The sequence below is a fragment of the Streptomyces sp. NPDC007088 genome (assembly GCF_042869355.1).
In the GTDB taxonomy this organism is placed as follows: Bacteria; Actinomycetota; Actinomycetes; order Streptomycetales; family Streptomycetaceae; genus Streptomyces.
In genome coordinates, this window is the sequence record NZ_JBIAFO010000016.1 from 16,532 (window position 1) to 41,910 (window position 25,379).

Genomic DNA, 25,379 nt, shown 5'->3' on the forward strand with positions numbered 1-25,379 from the left:
CGCCCGCAACCCGCCGCCGCCCGGTCGCCCGGGTTATCCACAGGCCGGGCACGGGCCTTGACGTCGCCGCCGGGCATTGTCACATTCATTGGTGTCACCTTCCGGGACCGGCTGACGACAGGGGGAACGTCATGAACGGGCGCTACGGCGACGACGGCGACGGCGAGCGGGGCGACCGGGTCCACCAAGGCGACCTGGGCGACCTGGGCGACCGTGGTGGCAAGGGCTCCGATAAGGACCGCGAGGGGAACGGGGGCGGGCCCGCGCACGGACAACCAGTCGCTGGTCGGGGCGCTGAGCCGGCCGCTGCTCCGCCCGCTGAGCCGACCGCTCAGCGTCCGGTCGCCGCCGCGCGGGAGCGCCGCGTGCACACCGGCGGCATCGAGCTGTGCGTCCTGGAGCGCGGGGACCCGCGGCGTCCGACCGTCCTGCTCGTCCACGGCTACCCGGACTCGAAGGAGGTCTGGTCACCGGTCGCCGAGCGGCTCGCGCACCGCTTCCACGTCGTGCAGTACGACGTGCGCGGGCACGGCCGTTCCTCCGCCCCGAGGCCCCTGCGCGGCGGGTTCACCCTCCCCAAGCTGACGGACGACTTCCTGGCGGTCGCCGACGCGGTCAGTCCCGGACGCCCCGTGCACCTCGTGGGTCACGACTGGGGCTCCGTCCAGGGCTGGGAGTTCACCACCGTGGGCCGTACGGAGGGCAGGATCGCGTCCTTCACCTCGATCTCGGGCCCCTCCCTCGACCACCTCGGGCACTGGTTCCAGCGCCACCTGGCCCGCCCCACGCCCCACGCGGCGGCCCAGCTCCTCGACCAGGCGGCGAAGTCCTGGTACGTCTACGCCCTGCACACGCCGGTGCTGCCGGAGCTGGCGTGGCGCGGCCCCCTGGGCAGGCGGTGGCCCGGGTTGCTGCGGCGCGCGGAGAAACTGACCGCCGAGGACTACCCGACCCCCACGCTTCCCACGGACGCGGCCCACGGGGCCTGGCTCTACCGCGACAACATCCGGCCCCGGCTGCGCCGGCCACGGCCCGACGCCTTCGCCCACGCCCCTGTGCAGCTGATCGTCCCGACCGGCGACAACTTCCTGTCCCCCCGGCTCTACGACGAGCTGGCGGAGTGGACCCCGCGCGGTCTGCGCCGCCGCAGCGTCCCGGCCAAGCACTGGCTCCCCCGCTCCCGGCCGGACGGTCTCGCGACCTGGATCGGCGACTTCGTCACGGAGGTGGAGCGGCGCGGAGAGCACGGGGAAGGCAGGGAAAGCGGGAAAAGCGGGGAAAGCAGGAAAAGCGGAGGAAACGAGGAGGGGGACGACGCGGGCGGTGAGCGCGGCGGGAGTCCCGGCCGAGGGCGGACCGGCAGGGGCGTCGATCCTCCCCGAGCCGGCAAGCCCGTACCGCCTGGGAAGCGGCCACGCGGTGACCGGGCGAGCCGGGACGAACGGCGTCGCATGGTTTACGAAGAGCGGTTCGGCGGGCGGCTGGTGCTGGTCACCGGAGCCGCCGGGGGTATCGGCCGGGCCACCGTCCTCGCCTTCGCCCGGTCGGGTGCGCGGATCGTGGCGGTCGACAGGGACGCCGCCAAAGCGGCCGAGGTCGCCGGGCTCGCCCGGTCCGCCGGAGCGCCGGACGCCTGGGCGGAGACGGTGGACGTCGGGGACGCCGGGGCCATGGAGAGGCTCGCCGAACGGGTCGCCTCGGCCTACGGGACGGTCGACGTCCTCATGAACAACGCGGGCGTCGGCCTCGCGGGCCCCTTCCTCGACACCGGGGTCGAGGAGTGGCGAGCGGTGCTGGACACGAACCTCTGGGGAGTGATCCACGGCTGCCGGTTGTTCGGCGCGCAGATGGCCGAGCGCGGCGAAGGCGGCCACATCGTCAACACGGCCTCGGCCGCCGCCTTCCAGCCCTCCCGGGTCCTCCCCGCCTACAGCACCTCGAAGGCCGCCGTCCTCATGCTCAGCGAATGCCTCCGGGCCGAACTCGCCGGCCGGGACATCGGAGTGAGCGCGATCTGCCCGGGTCCCGTCCGTACCGGCATCACGACGGCCGCGCGCTTCACCGGTGTCGACGACCACGAGCAGGAACGGCTGCGGAGGCGGACCAGTCGCCTCTACGGTCTGCGGAACTACCCGCCCGAGAAGGTCGCCGAGGCCGTGCTCCGCGCGGTCGTGCGCAACGAACCGGTGGTCCCGGTGACCGCCGAGGCACGCGGCGCCCAGCTGATCGCCCGGTACGCCCCGAGGACCCACCGCGCCCTCGCCCGGATCGAGCCCCCACTGTGACGGCGGCCCACGACGCCCGCTCCGGCGTCGAGCCGCCCGAGCACCGCTCCGAGTCCCTCGGCGCGTCCGCGCTCCCGGCGGCCGCGATGGCCGGGCCCCCGGTGGACGCCGCTCCGTCGTCCCCGGCGGGACCCGTCTACCGCATCGAGGAACTAGCCGCCCGCGCGGGCCTCACGGTGCGGACGGTGCGGGGGTACCAGGACCGCGGCCTGCTGCCCAGGCCCGAGCGGCGTGGCCGGGCGAACGTGTACGAGAGGGCGCATCTGGACCGTCTGCACCGCATATCCGGTCTGCTGGAACGCGGCTACTCGCTCACCTCGATCAAGGAGTTGCTCGACGCGTGGGACACCGGCCGGGGACTCGGTGGAGTGCTGGGGATCGCGGCGGAGGTGGAGGGCCCGTGGACCGAGGAGCAGCCGGACCGGGTGACCCGCGAGGAGCTGCGCGAGCGGTTCGGGGGCCGGCTGGACGAGGAGGCCCTGGAGGACGCGATCGGCCTCGGCGTACTGGAGCGACTTCCCGGTAGTGAGAACGAGTTCCGGGTGCCCAGCCCCCAGGAACTCGCCGTGGCAGTCGAATTGTCCGCGGCGGGTGTCGGACTGCGCGCCGTGGCGGAGCACTTGCGTGAGGTACGCGGACAGGTCGAGCACATGGCGAGCCGGTTCCTGGAGTTCACCACCGAGCACGTCTTCGCCCGCTATATCGGCGACACCCGGGTGGACGAGGACGCCACGGCTGAGGCGGTGGCGCTCATCCGACGGCTGCGTCCCCTCGCTCAGCACACCGTCGACGCCGAACTCGCCCGCGCCATGCGTATTTTCGCCCGCCGGCAGCTCGACCGGGTGACCGGTCAGGACATACCGGAGGCGACGCCGACGAGACATGCGGACGTGCACATCCCGCTAAGCACAATCCGGGCCGTCAGCGACCTCGTTGGTGACGACGGTGTGTCGGCGTTCATCACCGCCGCCGCCGAACGAGAGGTGCAGACAAGGGCCTTGCAATCCCTTGTGGCAAACCATGTGAACAAAGGCCAAGTTGCCCAATCAGGGTGAGGTGCACCCTAGTTATCCACAGAAAAGTCAAACAGCCTGTGGATAACCGCAGTTATCTGTGGATCAAACCTGTTGGTTCCAACGGGGGAGGCACAAACACGGAGCGGTGCGACTGATCACATGGTCACTTCATCGGAAAGCCGGGATGATCCCCGGCCGGTGTACGAGTACCGGGTGATGGCAGGGTGTCCCTCACGAGGACCTGATGAGCGCCTCACGAGGACCTAATGGGCGCCGCACGAGCGCGTCACGAGCGCGTCACGAGCCGTACGATGTCGCTCTCGGCCTCAAGGGCCCCGCCAGGAACGCGTGTTGGCCCGCCATGCCTGAGAGAATCCGCGCATGCCCGACGCACCCACCGGCTCCGCCGCCTTCGCCGCCTCCTCCACCGGCTCCCTGCGCTCTCAGAGCCTCGACGACTACCTGCACGGCCTCGCCGCCCGGCTGCCCGCGCCCGGCGGTGGTGCCGTCGCCGCCCTGCACGCCGCACAGGCCGCCGCGCTGATCGGCATGGTGGCGCGCTACTCCACCGGGCCGAAATACGCCGACCACGCCCCGGCCGTGGACCGGATCACCACCGCGGCGGACGAACTGCGCGAGCGCGCGCTGTCGTTGGCGGAGGCGGACGCGGCCGCGTTCACCTCCGTGACCGAGGCGTACCGGCTCCCCAAGAATGACCCGCGGGAGAAGGCGGCACGCTCCGAGGCGATCGCCGCCGCACTCGTGGCGGCCGCGAACCCGCCCGCCGAGACCGTGCTCGCGGCCGGGGAGATCGTGGACCTCGCCGAGGCCCTGCTCCCGGTTGCCAACCCGAACGTCGTCTCCGACATCGCGGCCGCCACCGAGGCGGCGCGCGCGGCGGCCGTCACCGGCCGTGTGAACATCGAGATCAACCTGTCCGGCATCAAGGACCCGGACGCGCGGGACCGTCTCACGGGCCTCGCCGCGCGCGTCGACGACCTCGCCGCAAGGGCCGACCAGATGACCCGCGAGGTGCGCGGGCAGATCGCGAACGGCTGACCCGGCGCGGCAAAGCAGAGCAGCAACAGCGGGGTACGCGGGGCCGGCTCCCGCCGCCCCGCGCACCCCCTCATCCCCCCGTCTTCCCTTGGAGGAACCGTGTCCGAGCCGAGCACGGCGGCCCGTACTCTCTCCGGCAAGCAGCTCGCCGCCGAACTGCGGACCCGCACCGCGCGGCTCGCCGCCGAACTCACCGAGGCGGGCATTCCGCCGCGGCTCGCCATCGTGTCCGCGACGGAGGACGAGTCGAGCGCCTGGTACGTCCGTTCACTGGCCCGCGCCGCCCAGAAGTCCGGGCTGCTCTGCACCCTCGTGGACCTCGGCCCGCAGGCCACCACGGACGGACTGCGCGGCACTCTGGAGCGGCTGGGCGCGGATCCCGAGGTGCACGGGATCATCCTCCAGACACCGTTGCCGCCCGGTGTCGTCACCGAGGACCTCACCTCGTCCATCCCCCCGGCCAAGGACGTGGACGGGGCCAACCCCGTCTCGCTCGGCCGTCTCCTGGCGGGTCTGCCCGCCTTCGCGCCCGCCACCGCGGAGGCCGTCCTCGCGCTTCTCGACCACCACGCGGTGCCGTTGAGCGGGCGCCACGCGGTGGTCGTCGGCCGGTCCACGGTCGTCGGCAAACCCGTGTCCCTGCTGCTCCTGGCCCGCGACGCGACCGTCACCGTGAGCCACTCCCGCACCCCCGACCTCGCCGCCACCACCCGGTCCGGGGACATCCTCGTCGCGGCCGCCGGGCGGGCGGGCCTGATCACCGGAGAACACGTACGGCCCGGTGCCGTCGTCGTGGACGTCGGCACCAATCCCACCCCGGACGGCGGCCTGGCAGGCGACGCGGACGCGGCCACCGTCGCCGCGACGGCCTCTGCGCTCACCCCCGTACCCGGAGGCGTCGGACCGGTCACCACCGCCCTGTTGCTGCTCCACACCGCGGAAGCGGCCCGCGCGGCGGGAGAGGCCCGGCGGTAGCCCCACGGCGGTGGCCGCCCTGACGGCGGCTTACGGGCTCACGGGTCTACGAGGGGGCCTGCCGGGGGCAGCCGCGGGGCCGGCTGCCGAGAAGGGGAGGCGGAGCACTCGGGGACGAGCCGGCACGAGGGCCCGTCTTCCGCCCCGTCCGCGCCCACGGGCCCGCCGGCGCCGGGCCGGCCCGCTCTCCGCTCCCGGCTCCGCCGCCCGCCCCGGCTCCGCGGCCTGCCGCCTGCCGCCTGCCGCCTGCCGCCTGCCGCCTGCCGCCTGCCGCCTGCCGCCTGGCTCAGCCTTCCAGGCGGGAGAGTCCCTCGGTGGCGATCTGCTCGAAGACCTTCTCGTCGGCGGCGAAGTCGGAGTCCGGGATCGGGGCGTGCAGCACGATCTCGGTGATGCCCAGCTCGGCGTGCGCGCCGGCGAAGTCGACGAACGCCTCGACGCTGCTGAGCGGTCCCGTCCTCTCCGGAGTGAAGCCCGTGAGCAGCACGCGTTCGAGGGTGCCGGGGTCCCTGCCGGCCTCCTCACAGGCCGCGCCCAGCCGCTCGACCTGCCGTCCGATCGCGCGGCGGGACTCTGCGGGCGTGCCCGACTCGAAGAGCTTCGGATCACCGGTCGTGACCCAGGCCTGCCCGTACGACGCTGCAAGCCGCATGCCGCGCGGTCCGGTGGCGGCCACGGCGAAGGGCAGGCGGGGGCGCTGCACACAGCCAGGGATGTTCCGCGCCTCGATCGCCGTGTAGTGCGTGCCGTGGTGGGTGACGGCGGGTTCCGTCAGCAACCGGTCGAGCAGCGGCACGAACTCCGCGAAGTGATCCGCCCGCTCGCGAGGCGTCCAAGCCTCCTGGCCGAGAGCGGTGGCGTCGAAACCGCTCCCCCCAGCACCGATGCCCAGGGTCACACGCCCCCGCGAGACGTCGTCCAGCGAGATCAGTTCCTTCGCGAGAGTGACCGGGTGCCGGAAGTTCGGCGAGGTGACGAGGGTGCCCAGCCGGATACGTTCGGTCGCCGTGGCGGCGGCGGTGAGGGTGGGGAGGGCGCCGAACCAGGGCCCGTCGCGGAAGGTCCGCCAGGAGAGGTGGTCGTAGGTGTAAGCGGTGTGGAAGCCGAGTTCCTCGGCCCGCTGCCACTTCGCCCGTCCTCCCTCGTGCCAGCGGTCGGTGGGGAGGATCACGGTGCTCAGACGAATGCTCATGGGGGAAGGCTATGGGCAGGCGCCCCCCGCACTCGGCGGAGTGGTGTGCCGCGCCACGCACGTCACGGCACCGAGATCGCCGTCCGCGCCGAGCGCGGGACCGGGCCAGAACGTACCCCTCACGTCCGGAGCCGCCCCGAGCAGTACGTAGGCGTCGTCCTCGTCCAGGGCGCGTTCGTCGAGAAGGACGAGCGAGCGCTCCCCCTCGGGGCTCCAGGTCACCGTGCGGTACGGGCTGAGTACGGCGTCGTCGCTCGCGAGCACCGTCACCCCCGCGGTCCGGGCGAAGAGCGCCACGACACGCTCTTCGTCGACGCGCTCCTCGGCGCGTGGGTGCGGCCAGGCCGCGCGGCGGATGTCCAGATCAGGCGCCCGCTCTCGTCGGTCTGGGCGAGGAAGTGCAGGCCATGGCTGCGGTGCTTGCCGGAATAGTTCCGACGGTCGGCCTTGCCGGTGCGGCGTCTGGTGCGGATGAGGGTGCCGTCGATCAGGACCACCTCCCCGCCCTGCCTGGTGACCTTCATCAGGGCGCGGTCCAGGCGCGGGGCCTTGGCGGCGAGCAGCCCGATCAGCTCGTCCCGCCAGCGGCGGACCATGGACTCGGACACGCCGTTTCCGCCGGCCAGGTCGGCCAGGCGCTGGTCGTGACGCAGCACGGCCAGGACGATAACCGCGACTTTCCCGGGCGGCAGGGTCCGCCACCGGGGCCGAAAAGTCTTCAGATGACGCCGTAGCAGATCGGCGAGGTGGTTGACGGTGCGCGTGGACAGCGGCAGACGGCACTGGCAGACAAGCGCAGAGATGCCCTCGGCTCGCTCTTCGGTATTCATCACACAATTCCAACAGCCTCCAGGAGCAACCGGGTTACGCCCGTGCCGAGCCGCTCCGAGTGGCGGTGTTGCTGGTCACAGGCGGGTGGTGAACCGGCCGTCGGGCAGTTTCCGCAGCCAGCCGCGATCGACGAGTCTGACCAGCTTGCCGCGCAGCGGTTCCAGCTTGGCCTTCACGCTGACGTCCACCCCCACCACCTCGCCGACCTCGCGGCCCATGACCGGCCGGCGGCCTGCCGCACGGCGGTGATGACGCGCTGGTAGTCCCACGGCGGCGCGTCCTCCTCCTGGCCCGGCTCGCGGTGCGGGATCAGCATCACCGCCCGGCCGCCCACCTGCCCTGACATCGGCCTGGCGGAGGCGCGTTCCTCGGCGAGCTGCCCGGCCATCCGTTCAGAAACGCGTTCGGCGACGGCGAGTTCGTCTCGTTCGGCCGCACTTCCTCCAGCTGGGTGGCCAGCTGTTCTTCGGGTTCGTCCAGTTCCGCACGCCGCGCGGTGATCCGTTCCAGCAGCTCGGGATCCAGCATGCACCGGATCGTAGAGGGCCGTCCGGCCCCAGCGGGCAGGAACTGGAGTGCTCGCCGCTCCAGGGCTGGGAAAGGAACTTAAAGGGCGGCTCGTCATCAGTGTGCCCAGGGCAGGCGAACCGCCTCGATTTCGGAGTCGTTCAGCAATGCGTTGATGAGGGCTGGGGAACCGGTGACCTTGGTGGCCCACAGGTCGTAGTCGGTGCAAAGGACCCAGGAGCGGTCACCGGCCCAGAGGTTGGACGGGCTGAAGTCTGCTTCGGACTGGTCGTACAGGAGCTCGGCGTCGCCGAGCCGGCCCGCATGCACGTGGAGGTTGTCGAAGTCGGTGGCTCCGAGCGTCAGCGGGTTGTAATACGCAAGGCAGCGGGTATCCGGGTCTGCGGGGCTGTACCGGTTGAGGGTGACGATCAGCCGGTTCCAGGTCTCCCGGTCCAGGCTTCCTTCGGTCGGCGGGATTATGCTGAGTGGCCAGCTGCCCTCCTTCTTGGCTGAGGGGAAGCAGCGATAGGAAGGCATCAGCCCGTCGGGCACTATCGGGTCGCCGGTCCGCCGGGCAAGCTCGTTCCATCGCAGCCGCCGCCAGCCAGGGCCGGGGTGCCGGGCACGGCCCAGACCTCCCCCCGTGGCCATGCTCACGGCGTCGAGGTCGATACCCGCGACGGTATGGGGCTGGGTGCTCCCGTCACCAAGACGTGCCTGGTGGTGCTCGTCGTACGACACTTCGGTTGGTCCATGCTCGTGCTCGTACATGGCGTTGAGCACCCACACCGCGTCGGGCATCGCCGGAGGCATGAAACCGGTTAGGCCGTCACCACATAGCTCCAGCAGCCAGTCGGTGGCCCCAGGCGGTACGAGCGGCCACAGGCTAGACATCGGGTTCGGGTCCTCGGACATCCGCTCATGGTCCCAGGCCCGAATCCGCCCTTCTGCGAGGGGCCGACACAAGGAAACGGACCTCAAGAACCGACAACCGGCCGCTGGAAACGATCTACACCACAGACAACCGCCCACGACCAGCACGAGTACCCGGAGGACCGGCCACACCAGTCCTTTGACCTGCGACTTCAAGTTGGCGGAGGCTCAGTGCGCTCCACTCCCTGCGGACGGAGACCGGTCTCCACCCCGGTGCGCGAGCGCAACGTGTCGATCAGGGGAGGCGGCTCCTCCGGGAGGCCGGCATGTCGTAGCTCGCGTCGAACGACCAGTCCTCCCGGCCGAAACCTCCCGTGCGAAGGCCGCGTCCGTCTCGCCCAGCGCACCACGCGCGCATGACGACACCACGCGCGCATGACGAGGTGCGCGTAGTCATCCAGGACTTCGAGAGGGGGGCGAAGGACCGGTGAAGGAGGACCGGAAGGACATCGTGATCACTCCAGAAAGCAGGGGCCATGCCGCGTAACGGGCGGTCCCGGGAAGACGTGGGGGCGCCCCGACCGAGGAGGCCGGGGCCGGGCAGGGGTCAGGGCGAGAACGTGCCCGAGCAGAGCTGCGAGCGGTCAGGAGCCGCACCCCCCTGGCGCTCGTGGCGCTCACGGCACTCGCGGCACTCGCGGCACTCACGGAGTCCAGACCAACCGCTGTGCTGATCCGTCTTGCCTCCTCTCACCCTGCCTCATCCACCATGCCCATCAGGTCCATCCCGTCCAGCTCACCCGCCTCCCCACCGGGCGGCGCGGTGAGTCCCAGCAGATCGCGCATCGACTGTGCGGCGTGGACGGCAGCGTTCCCGCAACAGTTGTTGAACAGGACGTGCACCTCCCGAGCCTGTTGAGCCATCGTGCGGATGCGCGAGGTCCATGCGGACAGTTCCTCCGGCGTGTACGAGTGACGGAACTTCTCCTCCTTCGTACCGGTGCCCCAAGCCGCGCTGCGCCCGTGGAAGCGCACCACCGCGAGCTGCGGGGACGTGACCCGGACGACCGGTGGTATCGAGGTGGGGAGTTCCTGGGCCATGTCCACGGCCACCGCGGTCGTGCCGAGTTCTGTCAGCAGCGCGGTCGTCGCGGCGGCGCGGTCCTCGCGCCACCAGCCGGGGTGGCGGAACTCGACGGCCATCGGCCAGCCCTCGGCCCGTTCCCGGCATTCGCGCAGGAACGCCTCCGCCGGCCTCCCCGGCGCGAGCCGGCGCGGGAACTGAAACAGCAGCGTGCCCAGCCGTTCCGAGCGGCGCAGTGGCTCCAGAGCCCCGCTGAACCGGTCCCAGATGTCGTCGAGCAGTCCGGGATCACTGCCCGCCCGGTCCCCGCGCCGCGCGAGGTACGGGCGCAGGTCGGCCGGCATCGCCCGGGGCTGTGTCGGATGACCGGTCAGCAAGGAGAACGCCTTCACGTCGAAGTGGAAGCCGTCAGGGGTACGTTCCGCCCACAGCGCGCTGTTTCGGGCGCTGGGCAGCCCGTAGTAGGTGGCGTCCACCTCCACCACCGGGAACCGGCCGGCGTAGTGCCGCAGCCTGCCCTCGGCATCACGGAGACCTGTCGGGTACCAGCCGCTGGACACCAGCGCCTTGTCCGTCCATGAGCACGTTCCGACCCGGATCTCTCCCATACCCCCCGCCTTCCCCGGGCGCGGCCGCGCCAACGCCCCACCACGGGACCGCCCACAGGCGGGCGCCAACGCCCCTCCGTCGCATCCGCCCAACCGCTTCCCGCCCGAAACCTCCGCGCCGTGCGGTCCAGCGGAATTCCGCCGATCCGGCCGAGGCCGCGCCGAGTACGGCAGGGACCCGTCTTCGGCACGGCACGGCGAGGGCGAAGGACGGGCATGGCCCCAGCTCCACGTCCCCCGTGCCGGTCGGCCGCCGTCGCGAGAGGCGCGCGCCCGGCCTGACGGATCCGGCGAGGGCCGACGGAAGGGCGAGGGGTGCGCGCCGTTCGTGCGCCCCCGTTCCCCCGGCGTCGCTCGACCGTGGAGCCCTCCCGCTCCCTCCCTTTCACCGTGTGCCGACGACTTAGGGGATGCCTGCCGCTTGTCTCCGAGCCGCCTCCCACCGGCGACGGGGGCGCGAATGGCTCATCTGTGCGGCAGTCCGCACGCCCGTTCTGGCATATGCGACACAATGCGGAAGTGACCTCAGCGACTCCCCGGCCCAGGCCCGATACGTCCGTCCCCGCTGCCACGGCCCCCACCGCTCCGACCGCTCCGACCGCTCCGACCGCTCCGCCCGCGCTTCCCGGCTCCGCCGCCCTGGCCGCCGCGTCGAGCGGCGCCGGGTCCCGGCAGGAGCAGGTAGCGGCCGGGACGCTTCCCCGGCTCATCGCGACCGACCTCGACGGGACACTGCTGCGCGACGACCAGACCCTGTCGCCTCGCACGGTGGCCGCCCTGGCCGCCGCGGAACAGGCGGGGATCGCCGTCTTCTTCGTGACCGGCCGGCCGGCCCGCTGGATGGACGTCGTCAGCACCCACGTCCATGGCCACGGGCTCGCCATCTGCGGAAACGGCGCGGCGGTGGTCGACCTCCGGACGGCGGACGAGGAGAGCGGGCTGCCCCACAGCTTCGTGAAGGTGCGGCCCGTGCCGGCGCGAAAGGCCGCCGAGGTCGCCGAGGAACTGCGCCTGGCGGCCCCCGGCACCACCTACGCCGTCGAGCGGACCGGCGGACTGCACCACGAGCCCGGTTACCCGCCCTTCCACCTCGACCCGGGTTCCAGCGTCGCGCCCCTGTCCAAGCTGCTCGCCGACCGGAGTCCCGACGCCGGACAGCCCCTGCTGAAGCTGCTCGCCCACCACCCCGACCTCGCTCCCGACGCCTTTCTGCGCCTCGCGCGGGACACCATCGGGGACCGGGTCGCCATCACGCGGTCCAGCCCGACCGCTCTCCTGGAGATCAGCGCACTCGGGGTGTCCAAGGCCAGCACCCTCGCCCAGTGCTGCGCCGAACTGGGCATCACCGCCGAGGAGGTCATCGCGTTCGGCGACATGCCCAACGATCTGGAGATGCTGACCTGGGCGGGGCGCTCCTTCGCGATGGGCAACGCCCACCCGGACGTTCTCACCGCCGCCTCCGCCACCACGCGCGGAAACAACGAGGACGGCGTCGCCCACGTCATCGAACAGTTCCTGGCCCGGAGCTGACCGAGAGGCCCCGGCAGACCACCATCGGCGGGTCCGCGCCGCAGATCCGCGGACGAGGCGGAGCGGGGGGGCGAGCCGGGCCTGTGGACGGGAGCGTGCGACCCTACAGGGTGACGCCGTGCTCCTTGAGCCACGGCACGGGGTCGAGCGCCGAACCGTAGTCCGGGGTGAGGCGTACCTCGAAGTGCAGGTGCGGGCCCGTCGAGTTGCCGGTGGTCCCCGACTGCCCGATCCACTGGCCCGCGCCCACTCTCTGTCCCTGATCCACGGCCGCCGAGGACAGGTGGGCGTACTGGGTGTAGTAACCGCCCTCGTGCTGTACGACGACCTCGATACCGAACGGCCCCCCGCACGAGACGCGCACCACACGGCCCGCTCCGGCCGCGCTCACGGGTGTACCGACGTCCACGGCGAAGTCCTGACCGGTGTGCTGGTGCGACCAGCGTTCGCCCGAACCGCCGAACCTCGCGGAGACCACGTACTTGGCCACCGGCTTGACCCACGGTCCACGCGGCACCTCCGAGACGGCCTGCGCCAACCGCACCGCACCACGGCACTTCCCCGCCGTGACGGAACTGTCCGCCTCTGCCTGGAGTTTCTGCCGGGCCGTCTGGAGCTTTGCGCTGATCTCCGCCTTCAGAACCGCGAGTTGCGCGTTGCGTCTCTCCAGGGACTTCCACCTCTTCCTCGCCTCGCGCTCGTCCCCGAGGAGCTTCGCGCTCGCGAGCCGCGTCCGGTCCACCAGATGCGTCACGGCCAGATCGGCCCGCGCGGTCATCCGCGTGCTCCGCAACAGGCCATCGGGGTCGTCCGCGAGAAGCAGATTCGCGGCGATCGACAGGCCGTCGTCATGGGAGCGGTACTGCTCGCGGGCGATCCTGCCCACGTCCTCCTGCAACAGGACGAGCCGTCCGCGTTGCCCCTTGAGGCGCTCCTCCAACTCGGCTGCCCTGACCTTCTCGGCAGCCGCGGCCTTCCGTCCGGACTCGTACTGTTCAGTGGCCTGCGCCGCCCGCCGGTAGAGGGCCGCTACCTCCGCGCTGGGCGTCTCAGGACCGTCCGCAGCGTCGACCGGGGGCCGGGACACACCGAGCACCCCGGCCAGCAGCAGACACAAGGACGGCACCACGAGCGAACGCCGCAGGGCGCGGCTACGAGAGCAGGAAACCATGCCCCGGATGGTGACTCCGCTCCCGGGGAGGACGCGCCTCCTGCTCCTGCGGGTGGCGCAGTGCGTAACCCGAACGGGGTCGACGCAGCCCGACAGCCTCGCCAAGCCGGATAGTCGATGTTTCACGTGAAACATCGGACGGGGTGTCACGCGGATATGGGGTCACGCAGGTTTCACGTGAAACATGGAGGCCCATGTTTCACGTGAAACATCGCCTTCCCGCGCCAGGCGGCCGGGCGGTCAGTCCTGGGTGATCGCGAACGCCGGGCCGCCTCGGTGACTCGGAGCCCTCCTGGGCAGCTCCGGGAGCGCGTCCCCGGCAGAACCGCCGACCGCCAGAAGCCGCTCCGCTTCCCGTTCGCGCACCCACATCTCCTTCAAGGGTCCCTCACTACGGAGCAGTTCACTGACGTCGCCGCGCTGCACGACACGACCCTCGTCGAGAACGAGCACCTCGTCCACGGCCCCTTCAAGCCCTGCCAGCCGATGGGTGATCAGCACAGTGGTGTGCCCTTCGGTGGCCGCGAGCAGGTCGGTGGTGAGCGCGTCGGCCGTCTCCAGGTCCAGGTGCTCGGCGGGTTCGTCCAGGACCAGCACCGGGAAATCGGCCAGCAGCGCTCTGGCCAGCGCGAGCCGCTGCCGCTGGCCACCGGAGAGCCGTGCGCCGTGTTCGCCGATCATGGTGTCGAGACCGTCCGGGAGCGAGTCCACCCACCCCAGAAGCCGTGCTCGGTCCAGCGCCGAACGCAGCTCGGGCTCCCCGGCCTCCTTACGGGCGAGCAGCAGGTTCTCCCGTATCGAGCTGTCGAAGTGGTGGGCGTCCTGGGCGCACAGCCCCACGAAGCGGCGCACCACGTCCCCCGGCAGTTCCTCCGCCCTCGTCCCGCCGAGCAGGTAGTCGCCTTCCGCGGGGTCGAGGAAACGCAGCAGGACCTGCGCGAGCGTCGTCTTGCCCGAGCCCGAGGAGCCCACCACGGCGATCCGGCGTCCTTCGGGGATCGTCAGGTCCAGATCGCGCAGCGCGTCGCGCTCCCGACCCGCGTACCGGGCGCTGACCCCATGGAGCCGCAGCGGGAACGGCGAGACGGGTGCGGGCCGAGGCGCGACCGGTTCACGGACGGGCGCCGGGGCGTCCAGTACCTCGTGCACCCGCTCGGCACTGCGCCGGACCCGCTCCCGGTACTGCACGGTGACCGGCATGCCGGTCACCGCCTCGAACGCCGCGAGCGGCGTGAGGACGACCACCGCGAGGGCCACACCCGACAGGCGGCCCTGCGCGACCGCCGGTACGGCGACAGCGGCACAGGCCGCCACGGTGAGACCGGTGATCAGGGCCGTCAGTCCGTCGCCGAGAGCGGTCAGAGCCGAGGCGCGCGAGGCGATCCGGGTGAGCCTGCGGTCCGCCGCGACCGCCGCGCGGAGCCTGCCCGGCAGCGCCCCCGCGACCGTCAGTTCGCCGGTTCCGGTCAGCACATCGGTCACCCGGACGGCGAGATCTCCCCGGGCGGGGGCGAGCTGCCGCTCCGCACGGCGGGCGCCGCGCACCGTGAGCAGCGGGACGCCGACGCCGGCGAGCAACAGCCCGGCGGCGAGCACCATGCCCGCTGCCGGAAGCAGCCACGCGGTGAAGCCCACCGTCCCCGCACCGACGACCACCGCCGCGCCCGCCGGAAGCAGCCAGCGCAGCCAGTAGTCCTGGAAGGCGTCGACATCGGCCACCAGGCGCGACAGCAGATCGCCGCGCCTACGCCCGCGCAGCCCGGCGGGGGAGAGGCGTTCGAGTCCCCGGAACACCGCGACCCGGGTGTCGGCGAGCATCCGCAGCACCGCGTCGTGCGACACCAGCCGCTCCGTGTAACGGAAGACGGAGCGCCCGATGCCGAAAGCGCGCGTCGCGGTCACGGCCACCATCAGGTAGAGCACCGGCGGCTCCTGGGAGGCCCGCGAGATGAGCCAGCCGGACGTCGCCATGAGCCCGACCGCAGAGCCGAGCGCGAGTGCGCCGAGCATGAGGGCGAGCGACAGCCTCCCCCAACGGGCCCGGCCGATGTCCCGCACCCGGCGCAGAACGCCACGACCCGCTCCCGCCCTCTCTGCGGCCGATACAGCGGTCCGGCCCTCGTCGGCTTCCTCCCGCAAGGCGGCTTCCCGGGAAGCGGCAACACGCACGGGCGCAGACGAGCCGTCCCGCTCCGGCCCGGCCCCGGCCACCCGCGCCAAAACCTGATCCGGCTCCGCCGGTACGCGGTCCGGCGACGCCAGGACATGGTCCGGCTCCGCCGCCGCGGACCCCCCGGGAACCGTCTGCCGGACCGGGCGACCGACCCGTACGACCCGGTCCGCCACGGCGAGCAGAGCCGGCCGGTGGACGACGAGCAGCACCGTGCGTCCGACGACCAGCCGCCGTACCGCCTCGACGATCTCCGCCTCCGTACTCCCGTCGAGGGCGGCGGTCGGCTCGTCCAGCAGCAGGACCGGACGGTCCGCGAGGAAGGCGCGGGCCAGTGCGAGCCGTTGGCGCTGCCCCGCCGACAGACCGGTGCCGTCCTCGCCGAGCGGTGTGTGCATCCCCTGCGGCAGCGCGGACACGAACTCCCAGGCGCCTGCGGCCCGCAGCGCCGCCTCGACCGCCGCGTCGTCGGCTTCCGGCCGTGCCAGCAGGACGTTCTCGCCGACCGTCCCGGCGAAAAGGGTGGGCTGTTGCGGTACCCAGGCGATCCGCTCGTGCAAGCGCTCCGGGGCCACCGTGGTCAGATCCGTTCCCCCGAACAGGAGCCGGCCCGACTCGGGCCGTACGAAACCGAGGACCGTGCTCAGTACCGTGGACTTCCCCGCCCCGCTCGGGCCGACGAGCGCCACCGTCTCCCCGGGGGCCACCGACAGCGAGAAGCGCTCCACAGCGGGTTCGTCCCGTCCCGGATAGCGCACCGTCACTGCGTCCCAGCGCAGCGCACCGCGCTCCGGGACCGGTCCCGTCCCGGCCTGCGGCACCCGCGCCTCCAAGACGGCGAACACCTCTTCGGCGGCCGACAGCCCCTCGGCCGCGGCGTGGTACTGGGCGCCGACCTGCCGCAGGGGCAGATACGCCTCCGGAGCCAGGACCAGCACCACGAGCCCGACGTACAGGTCCATGTCGCCGTGGACCAGCCGCATCCCGATGGTTACCGCGACGAGCGCGACCGACAGGGTCGACAGGAGTTCGAGCGCGAAGGAGGAGAGGAACGCGATGCGCAGGGTGCGCATGGTCGCGCGCCGATAGGAGTCGGTGATGGTCCGGATGGACTCGGCCTGCGCCTTGGCCCGGCCGAAGACCTTGAGGGTCGGCAGGCCTGCGACCACGTCGAGGAAGTGTCCCGACAGGCGCGACAGGAGTTCCCACTGCCGGTCCATCCGGCTCTGCGTGGCCCAGCCGATCAGCATCATGAAGACCGGAATGAGCGGCAGCGTGATCACGATGATCAGCGCCGAGACCCAGTCCTCCGTCACGATGCGCGCCAGCACCGCCACCGGCACCGCGAGGGCGAGCCCCAACTGCGGCAGGTAACGGGAGAAGTAGTCGTCCAGGGCGTCCACGCCCCGCGTGGCGAGGTTGACCAGCGAACCGGTGCGCTGTCCGTCCAGCCCGGCGGGCCCCAGCTCTGCGGCCTTCCGCAACAAGCGCGAGCGCAGTTCAGACTTGACCGCCGCGCTGGCCCGGTGAGCGGAGAGTTCGGTCAGCCACGAGACCAGCGCGCGTCCCAGGGCCACCGCGGCCAGTAGAAGCAGAGGAGTGGCCAGTTCGTTCAGGCGCATCCCGTGCTCGAAGGCCCCGACGACGATCTCGGCGATGAGCATGGCCTGACCGATGACCAGCAGAGCGCCGAGGACGCCGAGAACCACCACGGCTACCAGGAAGAGGCGGGTGGCACGGGCGTAGTGCAGAAGTCGGGGATCGATGGGTTTCACGTGAAACATCCCTCGGTGTCGGTCCACGCCGGACGCGGGCCGGTCAACAGGTGGTGCGGGCACCTTCGGTGGGGCGCACCGGGTAGGACGTGGGCGCGGTACCCGGTGCGTCCGGCCGCAGCGTCCGGTCCGAAGCGGCGACGGTGATCAGTGCGCGTCCGCGATGTGCTGTGTACCGATCCGCTTGCGGAAGACCCAGTAGGTCCAGCCCTGGTAGAGCATCACCAGAGGAGCGGCGACGCACGTGCACCAAGTCATGATCTTCAGGGTGTAAGGAGAGGAGGAGGCGTTGGACACCGTGAGGCTCCACTGCTCGTTCAGCGAGGAGGGCATGACGTTCGGGAAGAGCGTCAGGAAGAACATCGCCACGGTCGCCGCGATGGTCACCCCGGAGAGGGCGAACGCCCAGCCCTCCCGCCCGCGCGCTGTCGTGACCAGGGCGCACAGGAGGGCCGCGACCGCCACGAGCAGGGCGACGAGGCTCTTCGTGTCGCCCCGGTCGACCTGAGTCCAGACGAGGAACCCGGCGGCGAGCAGGGCGGTGACCGCGCCGAGCCGTAGAGCGAGCCTCCTCGCCCGGTAGCGGATCTCCCCCGTCGTCTTCAGCCCGGCGAACACGGTGCCGTGGAAGGTGAAGAGCGTCAGCGTGACCAGGCCGCCCAGCAAGGCGTAGGGGTTGAGCAGATCAACGAGGTTGCCGACGTACTCCATTCCGGAGTCGATCTTGACGCCGTGCACGATGTTGCCGAAGGCGACGCCCCACAGGAACGCGGGGAGCAGCGAGGCCCAGAAGATGGCGTGCTCCCAGTTGCGCTGCCAGCGTTCCTCGGGCCGCTTGGCGCGGTACTCGAAAGCGACGCCTCGCACGATGAGGCACACCAGGATCAGCAGCAGCGGCAGGTAGAAGCCGGAGAACATCGTGGCGTACCACTCGGGGAAAGCGGCGAAAGTCGCGCCGCCCGCCGAGAGCAGCCAGACCTCGTTGCCGTCCCAGACCGGGCCGATGGTGTTGATCAGCACCCGCTTCTCGGTGCGGTCCCGGGCCAGGACCTTGGTGAGGACGCCCACTCCGAAGTCGAAGCCCTCCAGGAAGAAGTAGCCGGTCCACAGGACAGCTATCAGCACGAACCAGAGGTCGTGGAGTTCCATGGTCAGTTCACTCCCTCATCAGTAGGAGAAGGCCATCGGGCGGTCGGCGTCGTCGTCATCGTCCTCGCGCCGCCTGCCGTCGGGACCGTCCTGGTCCGGGCTCGCGTCCCTGTCGCGGGTTCCGCCCGTGCCGGGCCGGCCGCCGACGCGCGTGGGCGGGTTCAGGTCGGCGTCCGTGAGCTCGGGCGGGCCGCCCTTGACGTACTTGACCATCAGCCTGAACTCGATGACGGCGAGCACGGCGTACAGCAGCGTGAAGACGATGAGGGAGGTGAGTACCTCGCCCTGGGAGACCCCGGGGGACACCGCGTCCTCGGTCCGGAAGAGTCCGTACACCGCCCAGGGCTGGCGGCCGTTCTCCGTGAAGATCCAGCCCCAGGAGCTACCGATCAGGGGGAAGCACAGCGTCCACAGGGCGATGATCCAGTAGAGCTTGGTGAAGCGGGGACTGAGCACGGTGTTCCTGAGGAGCACGAGCTTCGGTATCTCGTCCTCGCCGACCCTCAGGTGCCTGGGCAGCAGGAACTTCTTGCGGGTGAGCCAGAGCCCCAGCACGCCGACCCCGAAGGAGGTCATCCCGAAGCCCATCATCCAGCGGAAGCTCCAGAAGGCGACCGGGATGTTGGGCCGGTAGTCACCCGGGCCGTACTTCTGCTGCTCGGCCTTGTTGGTGTCGTTGATGCCGGGGACGTGCGAGGTGAAGTCGTAGTCGGAGAGGAAGGAGAGCACGCCGGGGACCTGGATGGCGACACTGTTGTGCCCCTTGTCCACGTCTCCGTACGCGAAGATCGAGAAGGGGGCCGCGTCCTCCCCGTCCCACAGCGCCTCGGCCGCGGCCATCTTCATGGGCTGCTGCCTGAACATGGTCTTGCCGAGGAAGTCACCACTGATCGTGGTGAGCAGGCCGGCGGCCACGACGGTCACCAGGCCCAGGCGCAAGGAAGTCTTCATGACCGCGACGTGCTTCGCCTTCCGGCCCCGGGCGAGGTGCCAGCCGGCGATGCCCACCATGAAGGCGCCACCGGTCAGGAAGGACACCGACAGGGTGTGGAAGATCTGCGTGAGCGCGGTCTCCTGGGTCAGCACCTGCCAGAAGTCGGTGAGCTCGGCGCGGCCGCTGCTCTTGTTGATCCGGTAGCCGACGGGGTGCTGCATCCACGAGTTCGCCGCGAGGATGAAGTACGCGGACAGGATCGTGCCGATCGACACCATCCAGATCGTGGCCAGGTGGAGCTTCTTCGGCAGCTTGTCCCAGCCGAAGATCCACAGGCCGATGAAGGTCGACTCGAAGAAGAAGGCGATGAGCGCCTCGAAGGCGAGCGGTGCGCCGAAGACGTCCCCGACGAAGCGCGAGTAGTCCGACCAGTTCATACCGAACTGGAACTCCTGCACGATGCCGGTGACCACGCCCATCGCGATGTTGATGAGGAAGAGCTTTCCCCAGAACTTCGTGGCGGTGAGGTACTTCGCCTTCTGCGTCCGGACCCACGCCGTCTCCAGCCCCGCCGTCAGGGCGGCGAGCGAGATCGTGAGCGGGATGAACAGGAAGTGGTAGACGGTGGTGATGCCGAACTGCCAGCGGGCCAGCGTTTCCGGCGCTAGGGCGAGATCCACGAAGTCATCTCCTCGTTTCGCTGATCTCTGTGCACGCGGCGGGCACCGTGGGCACAGCCAGATCCCGCTCTCACCGAGCGATTCATCCCGGTTCACCCCACCAAGGCAGGACTAATCGGGTGACGCTTGTGAAAGCGTTCACATTCACAAGCATTATGTACTACTAGTCCGGCGCAAAGAAAAGTGGGGGTCCCCTTCGCGGAACCCCCACTCGGAGCGCTTCGCCCCTTACGTACCTGGATACGGCTTTTGGTAGAAAAAATCACGCCGAGGGCCGGGCTCGGTCCTCGCCCCGGGGCGGTCTTCAGCCGGCCCCGGGCTCGGACCGCCACCGCTCCCGCCGAGGCCACCGGCGTCCGCTCCCCGCGGCTACAGCCCCTTGCGGTAAGCGGCGGCGGTCCCCAGGAAGAGGTCATTGGCCTGGGTCTCGGCCACCGTCACCCGCACTCCTTCCCCCGCGAAGGGCCGGACGACCACCCCCGCCCGCTCGCACACCGCGGCGAACTCGACGGTCCGCTCGCCCAGGCGCAGCCACACGAAGTTGGCCTCGGTGTCCGGCACCGTCCACCCCTGCTCCCGCAGCGTCTCCACCATGCGAAAACGTTCCTGCACCAGGGCGTCCACCCGGCCGAGCAGTTCGTCCTCAGCCCGCAGGGAGGCGACCGCCGCGTCCTGGGCGAGCTGGCTGACGCCGAAGGGCACGGCCGTCTTGCGCAGGGCGGCCGCGACCGGCTCGTGCGCGACGGCGAATCCGATCCGCAGACCGGCGAGCCCGTACGCCTTCGAAAAGGTCCGCAGCACACAGACGTTGGGGCGCTCGCGGTACAGGTCTATGCCGTCCGGCACCTCGGGATCACGGTTGAACTCGCGGTACGCCTCGTCGAGCACCACCAGAACGTCCGGGGGCACGCGGTCGAGGAAGGACTCCAACTCGACGCGGCGCATGACGGTGCCGGTGGGGTTGTTCGGGTTGCACAGGAAGATCAGACGGGTGCGCTCGGTGATCGCCGCGGCCATCGCGCCGAGGTCGTGCGTCTCGTCGGGTGCGAGCGGGACCTGCACCGCCTTCGCCCCGCTGATACGCGTGATGATCGGGTACGCCTCGAAGGACCGCCAGGCGTAGATCACCTCGTCGCCCTCCTGCGCGGTGATCTGCAGCAGTTGCTGCGCGACCCCCACAGAACCCGTCCCGGTGGCCAGATGCGAGACCGGAACACCGAAACGCTCCGAGAGTTCGGCCAGCAGAACGGTCGCGGCCATGTCGGGGTAGCGGTTGAGACGGCCCGCGGCGGCGAGCGCGCTGTCCATCACCCCGGGCAAGGGCGGATAGGGGTTCTCGTTCGAGGAGAGCTTGAAGGTCTCCGTCTCCCCCTCGGCCGCCGGCTTGCCCGGCACGTAGGCCGGGATGCCGTCCAGCACAGCTCGCAGTCTCGGGCTCTTCGCACTCACGCGGATCCTCCTTCTGACACTCCTGGGGCACCGGCGGTCCACAGCGCCGCACCGGCACGGACACGTCTCACTTTATGAGATCCGGACTGCGCCGCCCAGTGATCGAAGCCGGGCTTCTCACCGGCTTCTGGGACCGCAGTTGACCGGTGAGACTCCTTACGCGACCACCCTTCGGGGGCTCACCCTCCTACCGGGGGGCGCGCGGGGGCCCGAGGGCGCTGGTAGCTCGCTCCGTGGCGCGCGTCACCCGTGCAGGTGAGTTGCCGCAAGCCCTCCGTTCGCCCCGCCTCACGGTTCGCCCCGGGCCGATGAATCGCTCATCGCATCACGAACCGTCAACTACCTTCGATAACAAGGCATATGACAGGCCATCGCCTTGCAGAAACGTGACTCCATCCTTCGGCATATGCAGCCGCGCCACCCCTCCGGCGTCCCCCTACTATCGGCAGCCCATGACAGCAGCAGGGAAGCATCAGGTGAGCCGAGCGGAAACACCCCGCCGGGGCAACCGGCCTGGCCGCGCGGGCATCAGAGACGTGGCGGCGGCGGCGGGTGTCTCGATCACAACCGTCTCCGACGCACTCAACGGAAAGGGCCGTCTGCCCGAAGGGACTCGTCGGCACGTCCGCGAGGTCGCCGAGCGGCTGGGTTACCGCCCCTCGGCCGCCGCCCGCACCCTCCGTACCGGAAAGTCGGGGCTGATCGGCCTGACGGTGACCACGTACGGGGACGAACCTTTCACCTTCACCGAGTTCGCCTACTTCGCCGAGATGGCGAGGGCCGCCACCTCCGCCGCGCTCGACCGGGGTTACGCCCTGGTCATCCTGCCCGCGTCCTCACGGCTGAGCCCCGTGGACGTCTGGTCGAACGTCGCCCTCGACGGGACAGTCGTCGTGGACCCCTCCGACCACGACCCGGTGGTCAGCGAACTGGTCCGGCAGGGGCTCCCGGTGGTGTCGGACGGCCGTCCCGACGGCACGCTCCCGGTCACCGCCTGGGTGGACAACGACCACGAGACGGCCGTACTCGACATCCTCGACCACCTCGCCGCCGCCGGGGCCCGGCGTATCGGCCTGCTCACGGGCACCACGACGGACACCTACACCCGGTTGTCGACCACCGCGTACCTCGAATGGTGTTCCCGGGTGGGCCAGGACCCGGTCCTGGAGTCCTACCCGGCCCATGACCCGTGCGCCGGGGCCGTCGCCGCCGACCGGCTCCTGGCGCGCCCCGACCGCCCGGACGCGGTCTACGGGCTGTTCGACCCCAACGGCACCGATCTGCTCGCAGCCGCGCGTCGCTACGGACTGCGCGTGCCCGACGACCTGCTGCTGGTGTGCTGCAGCGAGTCCCTCGTCTACGCGAGCACCGAGCCGCCCGTCTCGACGCTCTCCCTGAAGCCCCGCAGGATCGGCACGGCGGTGGTCCAGCTGCTGATCGACGCCATCGAGGGCATCGGCCCCGCACACCCTGTGGAGCGCGTCATACCGACGGAACTGATCGTGCGGGCCTCCTCCCAGCGCCGTACCCCGCGCACCACCGTCAGCCCTCCCCGCAGTCCTGGCGGGGGCGGAGGCTGACCGGCGTCCGGGACGCCGGGCGAAATCCGCGCCCAATTCAGGAGAAATCACCGGCTTGGCGGGCGCCCCGCGGGATTCACCACCCCTGGTGCGTCACAGAGCGGGAGCCGCATTCCTATGATGGGCCCACGACACCGCGGGCCGCTGCGACCAAGCAGTCCGAACCGGTGCAGATGCGGCGCGATCGTGGTGGAGGGGTCAATGACGCAGGGGGCCGGTCAGGGACCCGTGGGGGAGACACCGACGGTGCGCGACTTCCGCGTCCCCGCCTACATGAACCGTCCTGATCCCCAAGGGGACGGATCCGAACCGTACGCGCAGGGCACCGACCGGTACGCCGAGTCGGCCCAGGTGTACACGGAGCGGCACGCCGAGGCCCCGGCCCCCGTCCGGGCCGCGTATCCGGCCGTGCCGCAGACGCCCCACGCCCAGGCCGGGGAGGCGCTCGGCGAGCCGGAGGGCTACACGCCCACCCAGCGGGACCTGCCGGTCATCGGAGCGCAGGCCACCGCGGGCGCGCAGCCCGCCGCCGAGGGGCTCGGCCCGCTGTACGTCGTGGGGGACGTCCACGGCTACCTGGACCAACTCGTGGCGGCGCTACGGGAGCAGGGGCTGGTCGACGCCGACACCCACTGGGCGGCCGGCAACGCCCGGCTCTGGTTCCTCGGCGACTTCACGGACCGCGGCCCCGACGGGATCGGCGTCATCGATCTGGTGATGCGCCTGTCCGCCGAGGCGGCAGCGGCCGGCGGCTACTGCAAGGCGCTCATGGGCAACCACGAACTCCTGCTCCTGGGGGCCAAGCGCTTCGGCGACACTCCGGTCAACTCAGGCGCGGGCACCGCCACTTTCCAGGCGGCCTGGCTGCTCAACGGCGGGCAGAAGTCCGACATGGACAGGCTCCAGGATGTCCATCTTCAGTGGATGTCCCGGCTGGACGCCATCGTCGAGGAGGACTCCCACCTCCTGGTGCACTCCGACACCACGGCCTACCTCGACTACGGCGACACGATCGAAGCGGTCAACGACACGATCCACGAGATCATCAACCGCAACGACGCCGACGAGTGCTGGGACGTCTTCCGGAAGTTCACCAAACGCTTCGCCTTCCGCGACCAGTCGGGTCCCGAGGCGGTGCGCGAACTGCTGAGCGTCTTCGGCGGCAACCGCATCGTGCACGGTCACAGCCCGATCCCCTACCTGCTCGGTGACGTCGGCTCCGAGGACGGCGAGGACAGCGCCGGACCCGTCGTCGACGGCCCGCACATCTATGCCGACCGACTCGCCGTCGCCATGGACGGTGGCGTGACCATGGCCGGAAAACTGCTCGTCCACCGCGTTCCCTTCCCCGCCTGAACCAGATCCGCTCGCCGTTCGGGCGGTCCCGCCCCCTTGGCATGAACGGCTGTCACCATTCACCGCAGGTCAATTTCCAGAAACACCCTGTTACGACGCGCCGTGCCCGGCCTACCATCGCCTTATCCGTAGGCTTTCCTCCGCTTCCGCCCCACTGCCCGCACCCAGGCGGGCGTCCCGCCGGCCCTACGGAGCATCGGGGGATGCACATGACCAGCGCTCCGCATCTGCTGAACGAGGACCGCCCCGAATTCGAGCGCGTCCTGGACGAGGCAATCCGTACGGCCGCCTCCCACCCGGAAACCGCCCGGGTCGCACAGCGATTCAACCCTGCCCAACTGCGCACCCTCGCGACGGGTGCGACGGCCTTCATCGCGGGGGCGGCGGCGGCCGAATACCAGCACTACGTCCACGCGCGGGAACGGTCCCGCGAACCCGCGCGCGTCAGCGCCGCCCCCCGGCCCGAGGAGGGCGAGGGGGCACCGAACGGCATCGCCGCCGCGCTCAGCGAGGTGACGGAGTCCTCGGGTGCCGGAGCGACAGCGGTGGTGGCCGTGCTCGCCCCGCTCCTGGCCGCGATCGCCGCCGTCATCTTCCTTCTCGTCGGCTATCTGCTGAAGCTCCTGGACCCCGAACCCGCCATCGCGAGTGGGCTGCTCACCGCCGGGTGGGTCTTCGCTGTCCTCGCCGCATTCGGCATCCTGATCGCCGGCGCCGCCCTCCTGCTCACCGCCCTGCGCAACAACTCCCCCACGCACTCCTCCGCGGAGGGGGGCTTCGCAGGGGAGACAGCCGAGCTCGCCGCCGCACGCGCGGCCTGGCATCGAGCGCTCCTGGAGAAGGGCATTCTGCCGTTCTTCCGGGATCTCGACGACGCTCCGCGCACGGAAGCGGGGAACGTTGCCGCTCAGCCCGGCCCGAACCTGCCCTCTCAGCAGCGCATGCCCCGCCTCGGTTATCACCGGCCAGGTTTCAGCGGCCCGGAAGCGGACGGCGAGTCCGGGACCCGCCCCCGCTACTCCAGCCCCGATTTCAGCAGCCCCGACTACGGCGGGCCGGATCACCGTCCGGAGTAACTGACCTTCCGGCAGGCAGCTGACGGGCCCACGTCGGTGAAACCGCGCGTGCCGATGCCGGTGTGCCCCCCATGAA

The 25,379-nt window shown here is 71.0% G+C and carries 20 protein-coding genes; 8 read left to right on the forward strand and 12 right to left on the reverse strand.

Annotation, left to right across the window (positions count from 1 at the left end):
• The first annotated feature begins 131 nt into the window (after positions 1-131).
• The 4 genes from ACFYMP_RS23440 to ACFYMP_RS23455 all read left to right on the forward strand — a co-directional run bounded on the left by ACFYMP_RS23440 (position 132) and on the right by ACFYMP_RS23455 (position 5,335).
• A complete protein-coding gene (locus tag ACFYMP_RS23440; protein ID WP_388860992.1) occupies positions 132-2,285 on the forward strand; it encodes an SDR family NAD(P)-dependent oxidoreductase in 2,154 nt (717 codons plus the stop codon).
• A gap of 86 nt (positions 2,286-2,371) precedes the next feature.
• Positions 2,372-3,340, forward strand: a complete 969-nt coding sequence (locus ACFYMP_RS23445) for a MerR family transcriptional regulator (RefSeq protein ID WP_388861320.1) — start codon at positions 2,372-2,374, stop codon at positions 3,338-3,340.
• A 342-nt stretch (positions 3,341-3,682) separates the two neighbouring features.
• Positions 3,683-4,360, forward strand: coding sequence for a cyclodeaminase/cyclohydrolase family protein (locus ACFYMP_RS23450; protein WP_388860995.1), 678 nt, complete (start codon positions 3,683-3,685; stop codon positions 4,358-4,360).
• A gap of 99 nt (positions 4,361-4,459) precedes the next feature.
• Positions 4,460-5,335, forward strand: a complete 876-nt coding sequence (locus ACFYMP_RS23455) for a bifunctional 5,10-methylenetetrahydrofolate dehydrogenase/5,10-methenyltetrahydrofolate cyclohydrolase (protein ID WP_388860998.1) — start codon at positions 4,460-4,462, stop codon at positions 5,333-5,335.
• Between the two features lie 286 nt (positions 5,336-5,621).
• Here ACFYMP_RS23455 and ACFYMP_RS23460 read toward each other — a convergent pair whose 3' ends face one another.
• From ACFYMP_RS23460 to ACFYMP_RS23490, 7 genes are all read right to left on the reverse strand, one after another.
• On the reverse strand, positions 5,622-6,527 hold the full coding sequence (locus tag ACFYMP_RS23460; RefSeq protein WP_388861001.1) for an LLM class flavin-dependent oxidoreductase: 906 nt from the start codon (positions 6,525-6,527) through the stop codon (positions 5,622-5,624).
• Positions 6,528-6,536: 9 nt separating this feature from the next.
• Complete coding sequence (locus ACFYMP_RS23465; protein WP_388861004.1) at positions 6,537-6,824, reverse strand: hypothetical protein; 288 nt, start codon at positions 6,822-6,824, stop codon at positions 6,537-6,539.
• On the reverse strand, positions 6,794-7,357 hold the full coding sequence (locus ACFYMP_RS23470; RefSeq protein WP_388861007.1) for a transposase family protein: 564 nt from the start codon (positions 7,355-7,357) through the stop codon (positions 6,794-6,796). The genes ACFYMP_RS23465 and ACFYMP_RS23470 overlap by 31 nt, the downstream gene beginning before the upstream one ends.
• A 75-nt stretch (positions 7,358-7,432) precedes the next feature.
• Complete coding sequence (locus tag ACFYMP_RS23475; RefSeq protein ID WP_388861009.1) at positions 7,433-7,627, reverse strand: hypothetical protein; 195 nt, start codon at positions 7,625-7,627, stop codon at positions 7,433-7,435.
• Positions 7,628-7,673: 46 nt separating this feature from the next.
• Positions 7,674-7,886, reverse strand: coding sequence for a hypothetical protein (locus tag ACFYMP_RS23480; protein ID WP_388861012.1), 213 nt, complete (start codon positions 7,884-7,886; stop codon positions 7,674-7,676).
• Between the two features lie 96 nt (positions 7,887-7,982).
• The gene (locus tag ACFYMP_RS23485; RefSeq protein ID WP_388861015.1) at positions 7,983-8,783 is read right to left on the reverse strand and encodes a hypothetical protein; all 801 of its coding nucleotides are present in this window, start codon (positions 8,781-8,783) and stop codon (positions 7,983-7,985) included.
• Positions 8,784-9,491: 708 nt separating this feature from the next.
• Positions 9,492-10,433 (reverse strand): DUF72 domain-containing protein, encoded by a 942-nt coding sequence (locus tag ACFYMP_RS23490; RefSeq protein ID WP_388861018.1) that lies wholly within the window; start codon positions 10,431-10,433, stop codon positions 9,492-9,494.
• A 501-nt stretch (positions 10,434-10,934) separates the two neighbouring features.
• On the opposite strand from ACFYMP_RS23490, the gene ACFYMP_RS23495 reads away from it, so the two are divergent.
• A complete protein-coding gene (locus tag ACFYMP_RS23495; protein WP_388861021.1) occupies positions 10,935-11,963 on the forward strand; it encodes an HAD family hydrolase in 1,029 nt (342 codons plus the stop codon).
• 103 nt (positions 11,964-12,066) lie between these two features.
• On the opposite strand, the gene ACFYMP_RS23500 is transcribed toward ACFYMP_RS23495, so the two are convergent.
• From ACFYMP_RS23500 to hisC, 5 genes are all read right to left on the reverse strand, one after another.
• On the reverse strand, positions 12,067-13,134 hold the full coding sequence (locus ACFYMP_RS23500; protein ID WP_388861024.1) for a M23 family metallopeptidase: 1,068 nt from the start codon (positions 13,132-13,134) through the stop codon (positions 12,067-12,069).
• A 240-nt stretch (positions 13,135-13,374) separates the two neighbouring features.
• Positions 13,375-17,079, reverse strand: a complete 3,705-nt coding sequence (cydD, locus tag ACFYMP_RS23505) for a thiol reductant ABC exporter subunit CydD (RefSeq protein ID WP_388861027.1) — start codon at positions 17,077-17,079, stop codon at positions 13,375-13,377.
• A gap of 147 nt (positions 17,080-17,226) precedes the next feature.
• The gene (cydB, locus tag ACFYMP_RS23510; protein ID WP_388861030.1) at positions 17,227-18,228 is read right to left on the reverse strand and encodes a cytochrome d ubiquinol oxidase subunit II; all 1,002 of its coding nucleotides are present in this window, start codon (positions 18,226-18,228) and stop codon (positions 17,227-17,229) included.
• Between the two features lie 18 nt (positions 18,229-18,246).
• Complete coding sequence (locus ACFYMP_RS23515; RefSeq protein WP_388861033.1) at positions 18,247-19,842, reverse strand: cytochrome ubiquinol oxidase subunit I; 1,596 nt, start codon at positions 19,840-19,842, stop codon at positions 18,247-18,249.
• 369 nt (positions 19,843-20,211) lie between these two features.
• Positions 20,212-21,291 (reverse strand): histidinol-phosphate transaminase, encoded by a 1,080-nt coding sequence (gene hisC, locus ACFYMP_RS23520; RefSeq protein WP_388861036.1) that lies wholly within the window; start codon positions 21,289-21,291, stop codon positions 20,212-20,214.
• Between the two features lie 452 nt (positions 21,292-21,743).
• On the opposite strand from hisC, the gene ACFYMP_RS23525 reads away from it, so the two are divergent.
• The 3 genes from ACFYMP_RS23525 to ACFYMP_RS23535 all read left to right on the forward strand — a co-directional run bounded on the left by ACFYMP_RS23525 (position 21,744) and on the right by ACFYMP_RS23535 (position 25,303).
• A complete protein-coding gene (locus ACFYMP_RS23525) occupies positions 21,744-22,871 on the forward strand; it encodes a LacI family DNA-binding transcriptional regulator (RefSeq protein WP_388861039.1) in 1,128 nt (375 codons plus the stop codon).
• Between the two features lie 186 nt (positions 22,872-23,057).
• Positions 23,058-24,227, forward strand: a complete 1,170-nt coding sequence (locus ACFYMP_RS23530) for a metallophosphoesterase (RefSeq protein ID WP_388861042.1) — start codon at positions 23,058-23,060, stop codon at positions 24,225-24,227.
• Positions 24,228-24,430: 203 nt separating this feature from the next.
• The gene (locus ACFYMP_RS23535) at positions 24,431-25,303 is read left to right on the forward strand and encodes a hypothetical protein (RefSeq protein ID WP_388861045.1); all 873 of its coding nucleotides are present in this window, start codon (positions 24,431-24,433) and stop codon (positions 25,301-25,303) included.
• Positions 25,304-25,379: the final 76 nt, after the last annotated feature.